At 66.7% G+C, this 16,435-nt stretch carries 15 protein-coding genes; 11 read left to right on the forward strand and 4 right to left on the reverse strand.

Annotated elements, in window-relative coordinates; all coding sequences use genetic code 11:
- The first annotated feature begins 1,224 nt into the window (after positions 1–1,224).
- The 3 genes from ID574_RS56980 (at position 1,225) to ID574_RS56990 (ending at position 6,418) form a co-directional block, all read left to right on the forward strand.
- Complete coding sequence (locus tag ID574_RS56980; protein WP_188197445.1) at positions 1,225–2,754, forward strand: trypsin-like serine peptidase; 1,530 nt, start codon at positions 1,225–1,227, stop codon at positions 2,752–2,754.
- A 436-nt stretch (positions 2,755–3,190) separates the two neighbouring features.
- On the forward strand, positions 3,191–4,753 hold the full coding sequence (locus ID574_RS56985; RefSeq protein ID WP_188197446.1) for a trypsin-like serine peptidase: 1,563 nt from the start codon (positions 3,191–3,193) through the stop codon (positions 4,751–4,753).
- A 174-nt stretch (positions 4,754–4,927) separates the two neighbouring features.
- Positions 4,928–6,418, forward strand: coding sequence for a trypsin-like serine peptidase (locus ID574_RS56990; RefSeq protein ID WP_188197447.1), 1,491 nt, complete (start codon positions 4,928–4,930; stop codon positions 6,416–6,418).
- A gap of 73 nt (positions 6,419–6,491) precedes the next feature.
- On the opposite strand, the gene ID574_RS56995 is transcribed toward ID574_RS56990, so the two are convergent.
- Together ID574_RS56995 and ID574_RS57000 are read right to left on the reverse strand one after the other, a co-directional pair.
- Positions 6,492–7,850 carry an NsdA family TPR-like regulatory protein gene (locus tag ID574_RS56995; RefSeq protein WP_188197448.1) on the reverse strand — a complete coding sequence of 453 codons (1,359 nt, stop codon included), beginning with the start codon at positions 7,848–7,850 and terminating at the stop codon, positions 6,492–6,494.
- Between the two features lie 256 nt (positions 7,851–8,106).
- Positions 8,107–9,315 (reverse strand): NAD(P)-dependent malic enzyme, encoded by a 1,209-nt coding sequence (locus ID574_RS57000; protein WP_188197449.1) that lies wholly within the window; start codon positions 9,313–9,315, stop codon positions 8,107–8,109.
- A 262-nt stretch (positions 9,316–9,577) separates the two neighbouring features.
- Here ID574_RS57000 and ID574_RS57005 point away from each other — a divergent pair, with 262 nt between their 5' ends.
- The 4 genes from ID574_RS57005 (at position 9,578) to ID574_RS57020 (ending at position 12,501) form a co-directional block, all read left to right on the forward strand.
- Positions 9,578–10,432, forward strand: a complete 855-nt coding sequence (locus ID574_RS57005; RefSeq protein WP_188197450.1) for an ABC transporter substrate-binding protein — start codon at positions 9,578–9,580, stop codon at positions 10,430–10,432.
- A 3-nt stretch (positions 10,433–10,435) separates the two neighbouring features.
- Positions 10,436–11,263 carry an amino acid ABC transporter permease gene (locus ID574_RS57010; protein ID WP_188197451.1) on the forward strand — a complete coding sequence of 276 codons (828 nt, stop codon included), beginning with the start codon at positions 10,436–10,438 and terminating at the stop codon, positions 11,261–11,263.
- Positions 11,260–12,003 (forward strand): amino acid ABC transporter ATP-binding protein, encoded by a 744-nt coding sequence (locus ID574_RS57015; protein ID WP_188197452.1) that lies wholly within the window; start codon positions 11,260–11,262, stop codon positions 12,001–12,003. Before ID574_RS57010 ends, ID574_RS57015 begins: the two co-directional genes overlap by 4 nt.
- Positions 12,004–12,075: 72 nt before the next feature.
- Positions 12,076–12,501, forward strand: a complete 426-nt coding sequence (locus ID574_RS57020) for a CGNR zinc finger domain-containing protein (protein WP_188197453.1) — start codon at positions 12,076–12,078, stop codon at positions 12,499–12,501.
- Here the strand turns inward: ID574_RS57020 and ID574_RS57025 are convergent.
- Positions 12,498–12,800 carry a S24 family peptidase gene (locus ID574_RS57025; RefSeq protein ID WP_188197454.1) on the reverse strand — a complete coding sequence of 101 codons (303 nt, stop codon included), beginning with the start codon at positions 12,798–12,800 and terminating at the stop codon, positions 12,498–12,500. The genes ID574_RS57020 and ID574_RS57025 overlap by 4 nt on opposite strands.
- An 89-nt stretch (positions 12,801–12,889) precedes the next feature.
- Here ID574_RS57025 and sodN point away from each other — a divergent pair, with 89 nt between their 5' ends.
- From sodN to ID574_RS57040, 3 genes are all read left to right on the forward strand, one after another.
- On the forward strand, positions 12,890–13,291 hold the full coding sequence (gene sodN / locus ID574_RS57030) for a superoxide dismutase, Ni (RefSeq protein ID WP_223168142.1): 402 nt from the start codon (positions 12,890–12,892) through the stop codon (positions 13,289–13,291).
- Between the two features lie 127 nt (positions 13,292–13,418).
- Positions 13,419–13,856: an ATP-binding protein gene (locus ID574_RS57035; RefSeq protein ID WP_188197455.1), complete on the forward strand. Its 438-nt coding sequence runs from the start codon at positions 13,419–13,421 to the stop codon at positions 13,854–13,856.
- A gap of 17 nt (positions 13,857–13,873) precedes the next feature.
- Positions 13,874–14,653 carry an RNA polymerase sigma factor SigF gene (locus ID574_RS57040; RefSeq protein ID WP_188197456.1) on the forward strand — a complete coding sequence of 260 codons (780 nt, stop codon included), beginning with the start codon at positions 13,874–13,876 and terminating at the stop codon, positions 14,651–14,653.
- 108 nt (positions 14,654–14,761) lie between these two features.
- Here the strand turns inward: ID574_RS57040 and ID574_RS57045 are convergent, their stop codons facing one another.
- Positions 14,762–15,145: a hypothetical protein gene (locus tag ID574_RS57045; RefSeq protein WP_188197457.1), complete on the reverse strand. Its 384-nt coding sequence runs from the start codon at positions 15,143–15,145 to the stop codon at positions 14,762–14,764.
- A 79-nt stretch (positions 15,146–15,224) separates the two neighbouring features.
- Between ID574_RS57045 and ID574_RS57050 the strand changes: the two genes are divergently transcribed.
- Positions 15,225–16,190 carry a diacylglycerol/lipid kinase family protein gene (locus tag ID574_RS57050; RefSeq protein WP_188197458.1) on the forward strand — a complete coding sequence of 322 codons (966 nt, stop codon included), beginning with the start codon at positions 15,225–15,227 and terminating at the stop codon, positions 16,188–16,190.
- Positions 16,191–16,435: the final 245 nt, after the last annotated feature.

Raw genomic sequence — 16,435 nt, forward strand, 5'->3', positions numbered from 1 at the left:
GGAACGCACGCCGCTCGGCTGTCAGTCCACCGCCTTGCGGATACCTCATTGGCCAGGCATACCGCTAGGACCGTCACCTGTCAGCCCTGGACGACATCACGCCTTCAAGCTCGTTAGTTGCCGCAGGCGAGGCCGCATCGGCAGCCGACGGTAAAGACTGCAGGAATAGCAGCCCGGGCAGCAGACTCATGAGAATGACCGCGACCGCGGCGGATGCGCGTCCCGAACGAGCCCATGCCAAATTCCGGCGCATACGCCGTCACACTCCGAACCACAACGAGGGGCATCTGCCGATGCCAGACGTCGCTCCACCCCACCCGGCAGACCTGGACGTCCTGGCCCGTGCGGCTCGGAGCAGCTACCAAACGGGCAAAGCGTAACTTCACCATGATCGGGCAACAAGATCCATTGCAGCTACCAGTCGGGCACGGAATGCGACTTACCGGACTTACCTGACATCGCCTACGTCAGACCTGATCGAACGGTGCCGACGACCGCACGTCGAGCTTCTCGCCAACCAGACGGTCACGCAGCTTGCTAGCCCTGTTCGTGAGGCCCACCAACGGTCTACGCGCGCACGCCAGCTCGGCACACAGGCGGAAGCGGGCGCCCTGGCTCGTCTTCTCACGACCGAGCGGCTATTAACGGCACTCCCTCGAGGTCTTGGGGTGGCCAGGGTTCAGGATCTGCCCCATAGAAGCCGGGGAGTCGCCGGCAGCCTTGACCCAAGCTTTCCCTCCACCGGCAACCCTTGCCGCACCCTTGGGTGCTGCATGGACAGGAACGCCGGCTGCACTCATAGCGAGCCAAGCACTGTGACCGTCTTCCCGAGGGCCCGCATACGGACAATTAAGATGAATCCGGACATCTGAGATCGAATCTGAAGATCAGCTGTGAAGATCGAGCGACTTAGACGGATCCGGCTCCCTATTTGGTTCCTGTGATCTATGTCACATTCAAGTGACTACACAACGTAACATCACACTAACGGAACTTTCGTCCCACACGCCACACCCCCTGCATACCCTGCAAAAACATCTCCTTCCGATAACAACACGGAAAGATTCCTGACAGATAACGGAACGGTCACGCAGGTAACGGCGCCTACCAGACCCCTCAAACCGGGTTCCACCTGCGAAGATCACCGCGCTATGTTCCTTGCCATCCCTTTACTGACGCATGGGACGCACGATGCGACCCACGACAGACCAAGGAGCAGTTCCCTTGAAGCGCATCCTCATCCCCGCCGGTGGCGCGATCATGGCCACCGGTCTTCTGGCCGCCGGTCTCGCCGGCTCGGCCCAGGCCGACCCGACCACGGCCAAGGACCCGATGGCCACCAGCGCCGCCAACGCCAAGGCCATCGCCCAGTTCTGGATGGAGAACAACGGTGCTGCCCTGAAGGCTGCCACCGAGTCCAACGTCTGGGACAAGCAGGACGTCGCCAAGCTGCAGAGCAAGGGCGGCTACAGCTCGGACACCAAGCCGGGCCAGACCGCTCCGATCGGCCAGGAGAAGAAGGCCGCGACGAAGGTCCAGAACGTCAACATGCCGAAGACCATCGGCAAGGTCTTCTTCGTCAACAGCAAGGGCGAGAAGAGGTGGTGTTCGGCCACTTCGATCCAGTCCAAGTACCGCAACCTGGTCGCCACGGCCGGTCACTGCGTGTACGACACGGCCAACAACACCGAGGTCGTGTCCAAGTGGGTCTTCGTCCCCGGTTACTACCAGGGCAAGGCTCCTTGGGGCGTCTACGTGGGTAAGCAGGCCTTCACCCACTACGACTTCGACGTGTACGAGGACTACGACCGCGACTACGCGTTCGTGACCGTGTACAACGGCGTCCACATCGGTGGCGGCACGCCCAAGCAGGTCTCCAAGGCTGAGTGGGACAAGTACCAGGGCATCAAGGATGCCAAGGACGTCGAGATCAGCCGCGAGGAGTTCCGCAAGTGCAAGCTCGACCCCACGTCGACTGTTGCGTGCTGGGTGAAGAGGGGCACGGCGCCTGAGGCGACCGGTCCCGACTACCCGGGCGCCGTGGTGGGCAAGGTCGAGGTCAACGAGGCCACCTACAAGGCGGCCAAGGTCGGCAAGGGCAACGGTTTCAAGTTCGGTGAGCCTGTCACCGAGATCGTGACCGACAACGAGGCCGCTGCCTACCTCGAGAAGCAGAAGAAGGACCCGGAGAAGTACCCGGCCAAGGTCGTCAAGGACGCCCGTGGCAACTGGACCATCACGCACTACTACGTGCAGCAGTGGTACAGGCCGGGTTCGGACACCAAGTTCTACAAGACGGTGTTCTTCATCGTCGAGGGCTTCGTCAAGGACGCCGGCCGTCTGGGCGACAACGTCGGCGGTCAGGGCTTCGCCTGGAACCAGCCCACCGGCAAGTACGTCCGCGTGTTCGGCTACCCGGCCGCGCCGCACCCCGACGGCAACAAGGCCTACACCGGCATCACGCCCAAGTGGTGCTACGGCAAGACCTCGGCCAAGCTTGTCGGCTCCGCCGCCAAGAAGATCGAGGAGCACCTCGCCCTCAAGTGCGCCATGACCGAGGGCGCCGACGGTGGCCCGTGGCTGTACAAGTACAGCAACGCCAAGCGCCTCGGCTACGTCAACGGTGTCACCAGCACCTTCAACGACCAGGACGGCAACGGCCGCGTGGACTACATCTCCTCGCCGTACTTCGACGGTGAGACGAACACGGTCTACAAGGCTGCGGCCAACGTCTGGTCGGGCAAGATTGTCTGAGTGACGGACAGCGATCGGCTCTGAGCCGTTCGTACGACCGTTCCAAGCGAAGGGCCCGGCATCCGCCGGGCCCTTCTGCTTTCCCGGCCCGGAAAGTGAAGGCGTTTGGACGCACGGCGCGCCCAGACGGTGCCATTGATCCGATGTGATGTGCGTCACATCGGACGATCGAGCCGGACAGGAAGGACGCCTCCGCCCCGCGAGTCACACTAACAACTCCCTTATGTTGATCAGGGCAAACAGGTGAGAGGCAGGCCTCCTTCGACTCCTGCGCATCAGCCACTTAAACATCACAGAACGATCACGACCGACTTGTCGCCTCTTTTCCCGTCAAAGCGACTACCCGAGTTCAAGATCGACACTGTAGGTTCCTGGCTATCCCTTTACTGACGCATGGGACGCAAGAGGCGTTCCACGACAGCGCAAGGAGTTCATTGTGAAGCGCATCCTCCTCCCGGCCGGTGGCGCCGTTCTGGCCACTGGTCTGCTGGCTGCTGGTCTGGCCGGCACCGTCCAGGCCGCCGAGCCGACCGTCGACAGCGCGCACCTGGCTGAGACCCAGGCGAAGGCGGCCGAGGTCCTGGACTTCTGGACCAAGTCCAACAACGCGGCTCTGAAGGGCGCCAAGGCCTTCAGCCCCGACTACCTCGAGGTTCCCAAGATCTCGGCCAAGGGTGGCTATACCCCGGACAGCAAGCCGGGCATCGCCGAGCCCATTGGCGGGGAGAAGAAGGTCACCGCCAAGGTTCAGAACGTGAACCTGCCGAAGACCATCGGTAAGGTTTTCTTCGAGGGCCGCGACGGCAACCTCTACTACTGCTCGGGCACCTCGATCCAGTCGCAGTACCGCAACCTGGTCGCCACGGCCGGTCACTGCGTGTACGACCTGGCTGCCAACGACGAGGTCGTGTCCCGCTGGGTCTTCGTCCCCGGTTACTACCAGGGCAAGACTCCTTACGGGATCTACGTGGGTAAGCAGGCCTTCACCCACTACGACCTGAGCGTCTACGAGGACCTCGACCGCGACTACGCCTTCGTCACCGTCTACGACGGTATCGGCGGCACCCTGAACAAGCCCAAGTTGGTCGACTGGAAGACCTACAAGGAGTACAAGGGCGAGAAGTTCGTCAAGGACGTCACGGTCACCGAGGACGAGTACAAGAAGGGCAAGCTCGACCCCAAGACCACGGACTACTACGACGTGGACCCGGGCTCGTCCGACGAGGCCACTGGTCCGGACTACCCCGGCGCTGTGGTGGACCGGGTCGAGGTCACCAAGGCGGTGTACGACGCTGCTGGTGTCGGCCAGGGGAACGGTAAGAAGTTCGGCGAGCCCATCGTCGAGCACGTTACCTACAACGAGGCCATCGAGTACATCAAGAAGCAGGACCCGCGTTGGCGGCCCGGTCGGCCGCTGCCGGCCCCGACCAAGGACTACCCTGGTACCGTTGCGCTGGACGAGCGGACCAACTCGACCATCACGCACTACTACGTGCAGCAGTGGTACAAGAAGGGTAAGGTCGCTCGTTACATCCGTCTCGAGCCGTACATCGTGGTCCACGAGGTCAAGAGCGTTGGTCGCCTCGGCGACAACGTTGGTGGCCAGGGCTTCGCGTGGAACCAGCCGACCGGCAAGTACGTCCGCGTGTTCGGCTACCCGCAGGGTGAGCACCCCGACGGCAACAAGCCCTACACGGGCGTGACGCCGAAGTGGTGCTACGGCAAGACCGGCACGAAGACCTACCAGGCTCCGAAGTACAAGGTCGAGGAGCACGTCGCGCTGCGGTGCGCCATGACCGCCGGCTCGTCCGGTGGCCCGTGGCTGTACAAGTACAGCAACGCCAAGCGTCTCGGCTACGTCAACGGTGTCACCAGCCTCATGGCCGACACCGACGACAACAAGCGCTACGACACGATCACGACCGCGTACTTCGACGGCGAGACCAACCTGGTCTACAGCGCCGCTGCGAAGGCGTGGTCCGGCAAGCTCATCCCGTAGTTTGCCGATCGGACGTAGACCTGGTCTTCGTTCAGCAGTCAGTACCAAAGGGCTCGGCCGCCAGCCGGGCCCTTTGGCCTTTTTGGTGAGAAATCTGAGAAGAACCCTTACCAGAGTGACTAATGGGTCGATAGGGTCTTTACGCACTTCTTGACAACCGTTGTGGAGCCTCCGTTGAAGCGCCTGCTCATCCCCCTCGCCGCCGCCGGCCTGAGCGCCGCCAGCCTCGCCCTTCCCGCCAGCGCGGAACCTCACTGGGCCACCGACCCCCTCGCACCGAAGCCAGCTGACGCCTACAGCAACGCCTACTTCTGGCTCGACGCCAACGGAGCAGCTCTGCGCAAGGCCACGCAGTACCACTGGGACTTCAAGCAGGTTCCCAAGCTCGTGAGCCCCCAGAGCAAGACCCCCGACGACGGCAAGCCGGGCATGACCGCCCCGACGGGCTCGACCGGCGCCGCGACCAAGGTCAACAACATCAACCTGCCGAAGACGGTCGGCAAGGTGTTCTTCATCGACAAGGCCGGCAAGTACCGCTGGTGCTCGGCCACCTCGATCCAGTCGCGTCACCGCAACCTGGTCGTCACCGCGGGACACTGCGTGTTCGCGAACGGCAAGGACGACGTCTACGACAAGTGGGTCTTCGTCCCCGGCTACTACCAGGGCAGGGCCCCGTGGGGCGTCTACGCCGGCGCGTACGCCTTCACCGCCTTCGACCTCGACACCTACGACGACTACGACGGCGACTACGCGTTCGTGGCCGTCCACAACGGCTTCTCCCTCGCCGGGGAGAAGGAGGTGTCGCACAAGGAGTTCAAGGAGTGGGCCGGCGACAAGTGGATCAAGCCGCGTGAGATCGACTCCAAGGAATTCCTCAAGTGCCAGCTGAACCTCGGCGAATGCTGGTCGGAGGGCGAGGACAAGCCGGCTGACCTCGTCGGCCCCGACTACCCCGGCGCCGTCCTGGAGAAGGTCGAGGTCTCCAAGGAGGCCTACGATGCGGCCAAGGTCGGCAAGGGCCAGGGCTTCAAGTTCGGCGAGCCGGTCGTCGAGCAGGTCACCAAGCCCGAGTGGGACGCCTACAAGGGACCCGGTGACAAGGGCACCGACAAGGTCGGCAACTACATCATCACCCACTACTACACGCAGAAGTGGGTCAAGCCCGGCACGTCGCGTAAGTACTACGAGGCCCACTACATCATCGGCCTCGCCAAGGACTTCGGCCGGCTCGGTGACGTCGTCGGCGGCCAGGGCATGGCGTGGAACCAGCCGATGGGCCAGAAGGTCGTGGCCTTCGGCTACCCGAGCGCCCCGCACCCCGACGGCAACAAGCCGTTCTCCGGCCTGACCCCCAAGTACTGCATGGGCAAGACCGGCACCAAGACCTACCAGGTCAACATGTTCAAGGTGGAGACCCACCAGGTGCTCAAGTGCTCCATGACCCCCGGCGCCGACGGCGGCCCCTGGCTCATCCGGTACGACAACAACAAGCGCAGCGGCTACGTCAACGGCGTGACGAGCATGTTCCACGACCAGGACGGCAACCAGCGGATCGACTTCATCAGCTCCGCGTACTTCGACGGCGAGGTGGCCGCGGTCTACAACAAGGCCAACTACGCGCAGACGAAGGCGATCGTCAGCCCCAAGGGCGAGCTCCTGCAGTGAACCTGGGAATGCGGTGAGGAAGGCCCGGAGCGGGGAGAATGCTCCGGGCCGTTCCCGTCTTCGGGGGACCGATTCATACCGCGGTGAGCTCTTTGGCGTGCTCCCGCAGTGCCAGCACCGGTCGTTCGTTCTTGTAGGGCTCCAGCCGCCGCCGCAGATCGGCCGCGTACGACCGGGACCGCGCCGACTGCAGCTCCGCGGCCAGCGTCATGGCGCTCGCCGCGACGGAGCAGGCCTCCTCCAGCTCCCCGCACTGCACCAGCCCGGCGGCCAGCAGTGACAGGTTGAACATGCGCCCCCGTACGTACCGGGAGTCCATGTCGAGCGAGCGCCGCGCGTGGCGGACGGCCCGCTCCCCCTCCCCCAGGTCGCGGAAGCAGTGGGCGAACTTGGCGGACAGGTAGGCCTCGTCGAAGTAGCCGAGCCACGGGGGCTCGTCGGCGGGCCTGCGTGCGTCGAAGGCGCGTTCGGCCTCGAAAAGGGAGGCGCCGCAGGCGCGGGCGTCGCCGCGCCCGGCGTGGGCATGGGCCTCCAGGACGTGCGCGGAGGCCAGCAGGGTGTTGACGCCCGCGCTGCGGGCCGCGAGCTGGGCCGCCCGGGCCAGGTCGAGGGCGTGGGCCGGCTGGCCCATGTAGATCGCCTGGTGGGCCATGCCGGCCAGGATCTCGCCGCCCAGGGTCTGGTCGTCGGCGCCCCTGGCCAGGCGGAGTGCCTGGATGAGGTAGCGCTGGGCCAGGCCGTGCTGCTCCATGTCGTAGGCCATCCAGCCGGCCAGGCGGGTCAGCTGGGCGGCCGCGGCGGCCAGCTGACGGCCGGTGGCCTCGTCGTACGAGCCTTCCTTGAGCAGGGGCGAGACGGCGGTGTCGAGGTATTTGACGACGGACGAGCGGACGCGGCCGCTGCCGAAACGGTTGTCGAGCTCACCGAAGGACCGGGTGACCTCGTGGATGGCGGCGATGTCGGCGCGGCCGACGCGCCGCGTTCCCGTGCCGCTCAGGCGTCCCTCAGACGGGGACGTCAACCAGCGAATGGCTCCGACGGAGCCTGCTCCGATCGCGAACGTCGAGTCGATCAGAAACCTCCGTCTCTCTACGTCGGCCCGCCACAGCGCGGTCACAGTCGCGACCCCCTCCTGCCACGTGTGCGTGAACTCCTGCCCGAGATCGAGGGGTGTAATGATGGCCGGCATCCCGAGGTCCTCCGAGGTGACCGGCCTGCCCAGCCGCATCGCGAAGATCTCCGTGAGCAGGCATGGGACCGGGTCCCTCGGGCGCTGGCCACCGATCCAGCGCAGCACCGAGCTGTGGTCGTACTTCAGACCCGGCGTGCCACGTGCGGCTCCGAGATCGTTGAGGCGTCTGGCCAATCCCTTGTGGGAGAAACCCGCCTCTACGATGAGCTGCTGCAGCAGTCGATTCGGCTCGCGTTCCATCGCTCTCCTCGTCACAGGAGTGGGCCGCCGACATCATTACAGAGAGCTACAGTTATAGCACCTTGCGTAAAGGGTTTATGACAGATTCCAAAGCTTGTCCAAACTCCGTGCTCCTTCCGCCGCCGGCGCTGTGCGCGGGCAGGCAGGTGGCGGCTCCGTCTCGGGCGGGGATCCTCACGTACCCAAGGGAACGCCGGGCAATCGCAAAGCGGCCCCGACCTGCGGCGGGAACCGTTCGGTCCCCGCCGCGGAGCGCTCAGGCGCGGGCGACGCCGTCGGCGCGGGCCTGCGCGGCCACGGCGGCCGCGACGGCGGGCGCGACGCGCTCGTCGAACGGGCTCGGGATGACGTACGTCGGCGCGAGGTCGTCGCCGACGACGCCCGCCAGCGCGTCGGCCGCGGCCACCTTCATGTTCTCGGTGATGTTGGCGGCGCGGACGTCCAGGGCGCCCCTGAAGACGCCGGGGAACGCCAGCACGTTGTTGATCTGGTTGGGGAAGTCGGAGCGGCCGGTGGCGACGACCGCGGCGTGCTTGGCGGCGACCTCCGGGTGGACCTCGGGGGTCGGGTTGGACAGGGCGAAGACGATCGAGCCGGCGGCCATGGAGGCGATGGCCTGCTCGGACACGGTGGAGCCGGACAGGCCCACGAACACGTCGGCGCCCGCCAGTGCCTCCTCCGTCGAGCCGGTGCGGCCGGCCCGGTTGGTGTCGCCTGCCAGTGCCTCCTTGACCGGGTTGAGGCCCTCCCTGCCCTCGTAGATCAGGCCCTTGGAGTCGGAGACCGCAATGTCGCCGATGCCGGCCTCCAGGAGGATGCGGGTGACCGCGACGCCGGAGGCGCCGGCGCCGGCCACGACCGCGCGCAGGTCGCCGAGCGGGCGGCCGGTCAGGCGGGCGGCGTTCTGCAGCGCGGCGAGCACCACGATGGCGGTGCCGTGCTGGTCGTCGTGGAAGACGGGGATGTCGAGCAGGTCGCGCAGGCGGGCCTCGATCTCGAAGCAGCGGGGCGCGCTGATGTCTTCGAGGTTGATGCCGCCGAACGACGGCGCCAGGCGCACGACGGTCTCGACGAGGTCGTCCACGTCGGTGCAGTCGAGGCAGATCGGGACGGCGTCGACGTTCGCGAACTCCTTGAACAGCAGCGCCTTGCCCTCCATGACCGGCATGGCGGCGGAGGGGCCGATGTCGCCCAGGCCGAGCACGGCGGTGCCGTCGGAGACCACCGCGACGACCCTGGAGACCCAGGTGTAGTCGTTGACCAGCGCGGGCGTGTCGGCGATGGCGGTGCAGACCCGGGCCACGCCCGGCGTGTAGGCGAGCGACAGGTCGTCCGCGTCGCGGACGGGAACGGCGGAGCGAACCTCGAGCTTGCCTCCGCGGTGCAGCGCGAAGGCCGGGTCGAGATCGAGTGTTTCGACGGATGCAGAAGCGGGCGTGGCAGCCACAGCGACCCCTGTAGTCATCGGAAGCGGAAGAACCTTCGGCGGACGAGCGCGAGCGGGCTGGCTTCGGTAGCTGCCAGGATCCCCTCGGCGATCATCTCGTGAGGGGGGTTCGGGGGTCACCCGTGATCCCATAGTGCCACATGGTGAGATGGCTTCGGTGTCGGCGCCGACGCCGTTCCGTTGACGCATCGTTAAACGGCCGATGACGGACCGCAGCAAAACCCCATTTAAACTGCACAAAAAGCAAGTTTCATGACTTTTCACTTCTAGGAGGCCGTACATGGCCCTCAGTACTAAGGGCCGCCGTGGTTACGCCGCCGGCGCGCTCGCCCTGGCCGCTGCGCTCACGCTGACCGCGTGCGGCAGCGACACCGGCTCGAGCTCCGGCACCACCAGTGCGAACGCGACCGCTGCCGGCGGCGCCAAGCTGGTCCAGCCCGGCAAGCTCACGGTCTGCACGAACATCCCGTACGAGCCGTTCCAGTTCAAGGACGCGAGCGGCAAGATCGTCGGTTTCGACGTGGACATCGTCGACCTGGCCGCGAAGAAGCTGGGCGTGACCCAAGAGATCGTCGACATCGACTTCGCGGTGATCAAGAGCGGCGCCGCCATGGCGTCGAACAAGTGCGACGTGGCCGCCGCCGGCATGACGATCACCCCCGAGCGTCAGAAGAACATCGACTTCTCGGTCCCGTACTTCGACGCCACCCAGGCGCTGCTGGCCAAGAAGGGCACCGGCGCGAAGTCCCTGGAGGACGTCAAGGCCAAGGGGCTCAAGCTGGGCGCCCAGGCCAGCACCACCGGCCTCGACTACGTGAAGGGCCAGGGCTTCGACCCCACCGAGTACGCCGACTCCTCCAAGGAGCTGCTGGCCCTGCAGGCCGGACAGTCCGACGTGATCATCCAGGACCTCCCCGTGGTGCTCACCTGGTTGAAGAAGCCGGACATCGCCGCGAAGTTCGAGCTGATCGGCAGCCTCGACACCGGTGAGCAGTACGGCATCGGCCTGAAGAAGGGCTCCGACCCGGTCCTGCTCAAGACGATCAACGATGAGATCACCAAGGCCAAGCAAGACGGCACCTACGAGAAGATCTACGTGAAGTGGTTCGGCAAGAAGCCCGGCGAGCTGGGCTGATCCATGGCCGACCAGCCGAAGACGGCTGAGCCTGCCCGCGCCAGGCTCAGCCCCCGGAAGAAGCGGCAGATCAGCAGGGGCGTCCAGTACGTCATCCTGGTCGTCGCGCTCGTCGCCCTCATCCTGTACGCCGACTGGGGCAAGCTCGCCGAGAGCTTCGCCGAGCCGGACGTGGCCAGGACGACGCTGCCCGAGCTGTTCACCATCGCCCTGCGGAACACGGTCATCTACACGATCGGTGGCTTCGCCCTGTCGTTCCTGCTGGGCCTGCTGCTCGCGCTCATGCGGCTGTCGGAGGTACGGCCGTACCGCTGGATCGCGATCGTTTACATCGAGATCTTCCGCGGGCTCCCCGCACTGCTGATCTTCCTCTTGATCAACTACCTGCCGCTGGCGCTGCCCGGGTTCCAGGTGCCCTTCGGCACCTACGGCCAGGGCATTCTCGGCCTCGGCATGGTCGGCGCGGCGTACCAGGCGGAGGTCTTCCGCGCGGGCCTGCAGGCCGTGCCCAAGGGGCAGACGGAGGCGGCCCGGTCGCTGGGCATGTCCGCCATGCGGGCCCAGTTCACCGTGGTCATCCCGCAGGCCATCCGCATGGTCATCCCACCCACCATGAACCAGTTCGTGGCGCTGCTCAAGGACTCCTCGCTCGTGCTGTTCCTCGGAGTGTCCAGCCAGTACGTCGAGCTGGCCAAGTTCGGCAACGACCTGGCCTCCACGCACTCCAACGCCACGCCCATCATGATCACGGGCTTGACGTACCTGATCGTCACCATCCCGCTGGGATACCTGGTGACGCGGCTGGAGGGACGTAAGGGGAGGACCATATGACGCACGCCATCGAGCTCGCGGACCTGCACAAGTACTTCGGCAAGAACGAGGTGCTCAGGGGCATCGACATGACGGTCGACCCCGGCCAGGTGGTCTGCGTCATCGGCCCGTCGGGGTCGGGCAAGTCGACCCTGCTGCGCTGCGTGAACCTGCTGGAGGTGCCCACCCGGGGCAAGGTGTTCGTGGAGGGCGTCGAGGTCACCGACCCCGACGTGGACATCGACGCCGTACGCCGCCGGATCGGCATGGTCTTCCAGCAGTTCAACCTGTTCCCGCACATGACCGCGCTGCAGAACGTGATGATCGCCCAGCAGCGGGTGCTGAAGCGGAGCAAGAAGGAAGCCGAGGTCGTCGCCAGGGACAACCTGAACAAGGTCGGCGTCGGCGAGAAGTGCGACTCCTACCCGGCGCAGCTGTCGGGAGGGCAGCAGCAGCGGGTGGCGATCGCCAGGGCGCTGGCCATGAACCCGGATCTGATGCTCTTCGACGAACCCACGTCGGCGCTGGACCCCGAGCTGGTCGGCGACGTGCTCGCCGTCATGCGCAAGCTGGCGGAGGAGGGGATGACCATGTTGGTGGTCACCCACGAGATGGGGTTCGCGCGGGAAGTGGCCGATCGGGTGGTGTTCATGGACGGCGGCGTGATCGTCGAGGACGGTGCGCCGGCCCAGGTGATCGGCGCGCCGAGCCAGGAGCGCACCCGCACGTTCCTGCGTCGCGTCCTGCACCCGGAGGGCTGACCGGGCATCGACGGCGGGGGCGCTCCTTCGGCGCCCCCGCCGCGATCAGTGCCGGCTGTGTAATACTCCGGCATGGACCTCACCTCTTACGCCGAGTGGGCGGTCCGCCTGGCCAACGACCCCGCGCCGCCGCCCGGCCTCGTCCGGCTCAGGGACGAACTGGCCGCGGTGTTCGACGCCGCGGGCGACGAGCGGGCCGTGGCGGAGCTGCTCAACGCGCTGCTCGTGCGCTATCCCGTACGCCCTCAGCTGACCGACCACGACGGCGGCGGCTGGCATCTGCACCTGGCCGAGGACCCCGCGGCCACCGCCGTGATGGGCCTGGCCGCGGTCGTGGCCGAGCTGGGCGCCGACCGGCTGGGCCGCTGCCTGGAGCCGCGCTGCGGCCGTGCGTTCCTCGACACCTCCTCCAACCGCTCCCGCCGCTACTGCTCGGCCCGCTGCGCCAGCCGCGCGAACGTCGCCGCCTTCCGCGCCCGCCGCAAGAGCGCCTCCTAACGCCGCGGCCGGCGCCGCAGCAGAGGCCAGTAACGCAGCACGACGCGGCCGACGATGTCGTGGACCGGCCCGAAGTCCCAGCTGTCGCGCCGCCCGCTGGCCCGCTGGTTGTCGCTCTCCAGCCACCACCCGTCCGCCCCGTGCCACTGCGCCCGCTTGACGATCAGCCGGTCGGGATCCTCCGGCAGTCTGGCCACCACGAGATCACCGGGATGGACCCTGGCGTTCCTGCGCACCAGGAGCCAGTCGCCGGGAAGCAGCACGGGCCGCATCGAATCGCCCTCGACACGCACTCTCATGCGCCATGACCCCCTACTCCCCAGGAGTTCCGACCCGAGTAAGGTCGGTTGTGGACCAAGCTGATTCAGCATCCAGGAAGGACTTTCTGATGCTCGCACGACTGCTACGACCCAAGCATGTCGCTTCCGCACACTGCGACCTGCCCTGTGGGGTCTACGACCCCGCTCAGGCCCGCATCGAGGCCGAGTCGGTCAAGGCGATCATGGAAAAGTACGCGGCCAACGAGGACCCGGTCTTCCGCGCCCGCGCGCTGACCATCAAGGAGGAGCGCGCCGAGCTCGTCAAGCACCACCTGTGGGTGCTGTGGACCGACTACTTCAAGCCTCCGCACCTCGAGCAGTACCCCCAGCTCCACCAGCTCTTCTGGGATGCCACGAAGCTCGCGGGCGCCGCCGGCGCCAAGGGCACGGTGGACGTCTCCAAGGCCGAGGACCTGCTGGGCAAGATCGACGAAATCTCCAAGATCTTCTGGGAGACGAAGGCGGCCTAAAACGGCACATAAGGCTCTGTGCGGTCGTGGCCGCACAGAGCCTTTTCCGTTGATGGCGAGTCTGATTCGTCCAAGCACCTCTCCGGGGCGGTAAGTTGCAGTTGGCGTCGGATATGCGAGGAGGAACGTGACCGAGGAAACCGAGACGCGCGCGGAGGGCGTGGCCGGCATCCGCGACGTGGTGAGCATCAGGCTCCCCGCCGCGAGCGCCTACCTGTCTGTGCTGCGTACGGCCACCGCCGGGCTGGCGGCGCGGCTTGACTTCACGCTGGACGAGATCGAGGATCTGCGGATCGCGGTCGACGAGGCGTGCGCCATGCTGCTGAGCGAGGCGGTGCCCGGCACCGACCTGACCGCCGAGTTCGAGCTGACCGGGCAGGAGATGCAGGTCCGGGTCGAGGTGGCGACGGTCGGCAGCTCCGCGCCCAAGCGCGACGACTTCGCCTGGATGGTGCTGACCGCCCTCGCGGACGACGTCGACGCGGTGACCGACTCCCCCGATCGCATGGCGATCGTCCTGCGCAAGCGCCGAGGCGCGGCCCAAAGAACGGCGGGGCCGGCGTGACGGAAAGGACTGGAGCCATGGCCACCAGCGAACACGCCGTGCCCGACAGGGTGCGCGCCCGTCAGCTCTTCGCCGAGCTGGCCGAGCTGGGCCCCGAGGAGCCGCGCCGCCAACGCATCAGGGACGAGCTGGTCGAGCTTCACCTTCCCCTGGTCGAATACCTGGCTCGTCGCTTCCGCAACAGGGGCGAGTGGCTCGACGACCTCACCCAGGTCGCCACCATCGGTCTGATCAAGTCCATCGACCGTTTCGACCTCAACCGCGGCGTGGAGTTCTCCACCTACGCCACGCCCACGATCGTCGGCGAGATCAAGCGGCACTTCCGTGACAAGGGCTGGGCGGTCCGCGTGCCGCGCCGCCTCCAGGAGCTCAAGCTCTCGCTGACCAAGGCGATAAGCGATCTGTCGCAGCGCGAGGGCCGCGCCCCGACGGTGGCCGAGCTGGCCTCCTACCTGAAGATGACCGAGGAGGAGGTGCTCGAGGGCCTGGAGTCGGCGAACGCCTATTCGACCGTGTCCCTGGACGCGCCCGACTCCGGCGACGACGACGCCCCGGCGGTGTCCGACTCGCTCGGCATCGTGGACGAGTCGCTCGAGGGCGTCGAATATCGCGAGTCGCTCAAACCGCTGCTCGAGCGGCTGCCGCCGCGCGAGAAGCGCATCCTGCTGCTGCGGTTCTTCGGCAACATGACGCAGTCGCAGATCGCCACCGAGCTGGGCATCTCGCAGATGCACGTCTCGCGCCTGCTGGCCCGCACGCTGGCGCAGCTGCGCGAAGGGCTGACGGCCGACGACTGACAGGCGCCGGCGCGTCTCCGCGGTCGGCCTCGCGTACCTCCGCCACCCCAATGGGGAGGGATCGGGAGGTGACGGCGGCGATGAGCCGGGGTCCTTTTGGGAGACGACCTAGCCGTCGCCGTAGAGCGCGTGCGTGGTGGGGGGCGCCAGCAGGGTGGCGAGCCCGGCCACGGCGATCACGAGCAGGGGGATCCCCAGTTGCGGCTGGCCGGATTGGATGAGCGTGACCGCGACGGGCACCATGAAGATCTGGGTCAGCACGCCCGGCGCCCTCCCCCATCGCTCCATCTTGAACAGGCCGCCCCAGGCCACCCAGAGCAGCCCGGCGCCGACCAGCACGCCGAACCCCGCCTCGGCCGCCGCGGTGGTCATGTCGTCGGGCTTCCCGATCAGGGTCTCCACCGCGACGTAGACGCCGAGCCCGAGGGCGACCAGCCCCTCCAGGGCGACGATGGCGGCGGCGATGAGAAGAGTGAGCGGGCGACGGTTCACGCCCGTACACTACCCGGCCTCCCCGGCGGTCCGGCTTCCGGCCGATCTGCGCCCGCCGATCACGGGCTACCCTGGCGATATGCGCGCGATGCTGCTGGTTAACCCCAAGGCCACGACGACGAACGCCCGCACACGGGACGTGCTGATCCGCGCGCTCGGCGCGGCCGTGCAGCTCACCGTCGAGGAGACCCGCTACCGGGGGCACGCGGCGGCGCTGGCGGCCACCGCCCGTGCGAAGGGCTACGACGTGGTGGCGGTGCTCGGTGGCGACGGGACGATCAACGAGACCGTCAACGGCCTGCTCAACCCGGTCAACGGCGACGACGCCCCCGCTCTTGCCGACCCGAGCGAAGGCCGGCCCGCGCTCATCGTCATCCCCGGCGGCAGCGCCAACGTCTTCGCCCGCGCGCTGGGGCTGCCCAACGATCCCGTCGAGTCGACGGGCGCGGTGCTGGAGGCGCTCAGGGAGGGCCGGCGCAGGACCGTGGGTTTGGGCCAGGCCCTCTGGGAGGGGCAGAGCCGCTACTTCACGTTCTGCTCGGGCATGGGGTACGACGCAGAGGTTGTACGGGCCGTAGAGGGCCTGAGAGGCACCGGCCGCAAGGCTACCCCGGCACGGTATGTCAACACGGCTCTACGGCACTATCTGGCCACGGACAAGCGGCATCCAGCGATGACGCTGACCGGTCCCGGCATCCCCGCCGCCCACGGCATCTACATGGCGATCATTTCCAACACCTCACCGTGGACGTACGTCGGCAGCAGGCCCGTGCGCCCGACCCCGTGGGCGAGTTTCGAGACCGGCCTCGACGTCCTGGGGCTGCGCCGGATGGGGCCGATCGCCCTCGCGCCGGTGCTCCGGCACATCCTCACGGAGAGTGACGCTCTTCCGTCCGGCCGGCACCTCGTCCAGCTCCACGACGAGGCCGAGTTCACGCTCACCGCGGACCGCCCTGTGGCCTTTCAGCTGGACGGTGACTACCTGGGTGAACGTGAAATCGTAACATTCCGGTCTACACCGAACGCGTTACAAGTTCTGGTCTAGCCGGTTACATTCGGTCATTGTGTGACGCATCCGACATCCATATCAGCCAAAACTTCGCCCGAACCCCCTTGCGTGCACTCTCCGTGGCTGAAAAGCTCACTACTGACGTCGGAACGTAGGACCTTTAACAGCCCCAAGGGTCCTCCGGCCGTCAAACGGACGACCCCGGTCCCCAACAGGATCCGGGTACTCGTTCGCGGGAGTTAGTGAAACTCTTCACAAAGTAGTAGCCGCACGGAGCCGAC

It is taken from the genome of Nonomuraea sp. SYSU D8015 (genome assembly GCF_008065375.1).
GTDB lineage: Bacteria > Actinomycetota > Actinomycetes > Streptosporangiales > Streptosporangiaceae > Nonomuraea.

Bases quoted from the DNA above. Each gene is read 5' to 3' on its own strand.
- ID574_RS57005 (WP_188197450.1), top strand. From the start codon at position 9,578: ATGGCCCTCAGTACTAAGGGCCGCCGTGGTTACGCCGCCGGCGCGCTC.
- ID574_RS57015 (WP_188197452.1), top strand. From the start codon at position 11,260: ATGACGCACGCCATCGAGCTCGCGGACCTGCACAAGTACTTCGGCAAG.
- ID574_RS57010 (WP_188197451.1), top strand. From the start codon at position 10,436: ATGGCCGACCAGCCGAAGACGGCTGAGCCTGCCCGCGCCAGGCTCAGC.
- ID574_RS57040 (WP_188197456.1), top strand. From the start codon at position 13,874: ATGGCCACCAGCGAACACGCCGTGCCCGACAGGGTGCGCGCCCGTCAG.
- ID574_RS57020 (WP_188197453.1), top strand. From the start codon at position 12,076: ATGGACCTCACCTCTTACGCCGAGTGGGCGGTCCGCCTGGCCAACGAC.
- ID574_RS57000 (WP_188197449.1), bottom strand. From the start codon at position 9,315: ATGACTACAGGGGTCGCTGTGGCTGCCACGCCCGCTTCTGCATCCGTC.
- sodN (WP_223168142.1), top strand. From the start codon at position 12,890: ATGCTCGCACGACTGCTACGACCCAAGCATGTCGCTTCCGCACACTGC.
- ID574_RS56995 (WP_188197448.1), bottom strand. From the start codon at position 7,850: ATGGAACGCGAGCCGAATCGACTGCTGCAGCAGCTCATCGTAGAGGCG.
- ID574_RS57025 (WP_188197454.1), bottom strand. From the start codon at position 12,800: ATGAGAGTGCGTGTCGAGGGCGATTCGATGCGGCCCGTGCTGCTTCCC.
- ID574_RS57050 (WP_188197458.1), top strand. From the start codon at position 15,225: ATGCGCGCGATGCTGCTGGTTAACCCCAAGGCCACGACGACGAACGCC.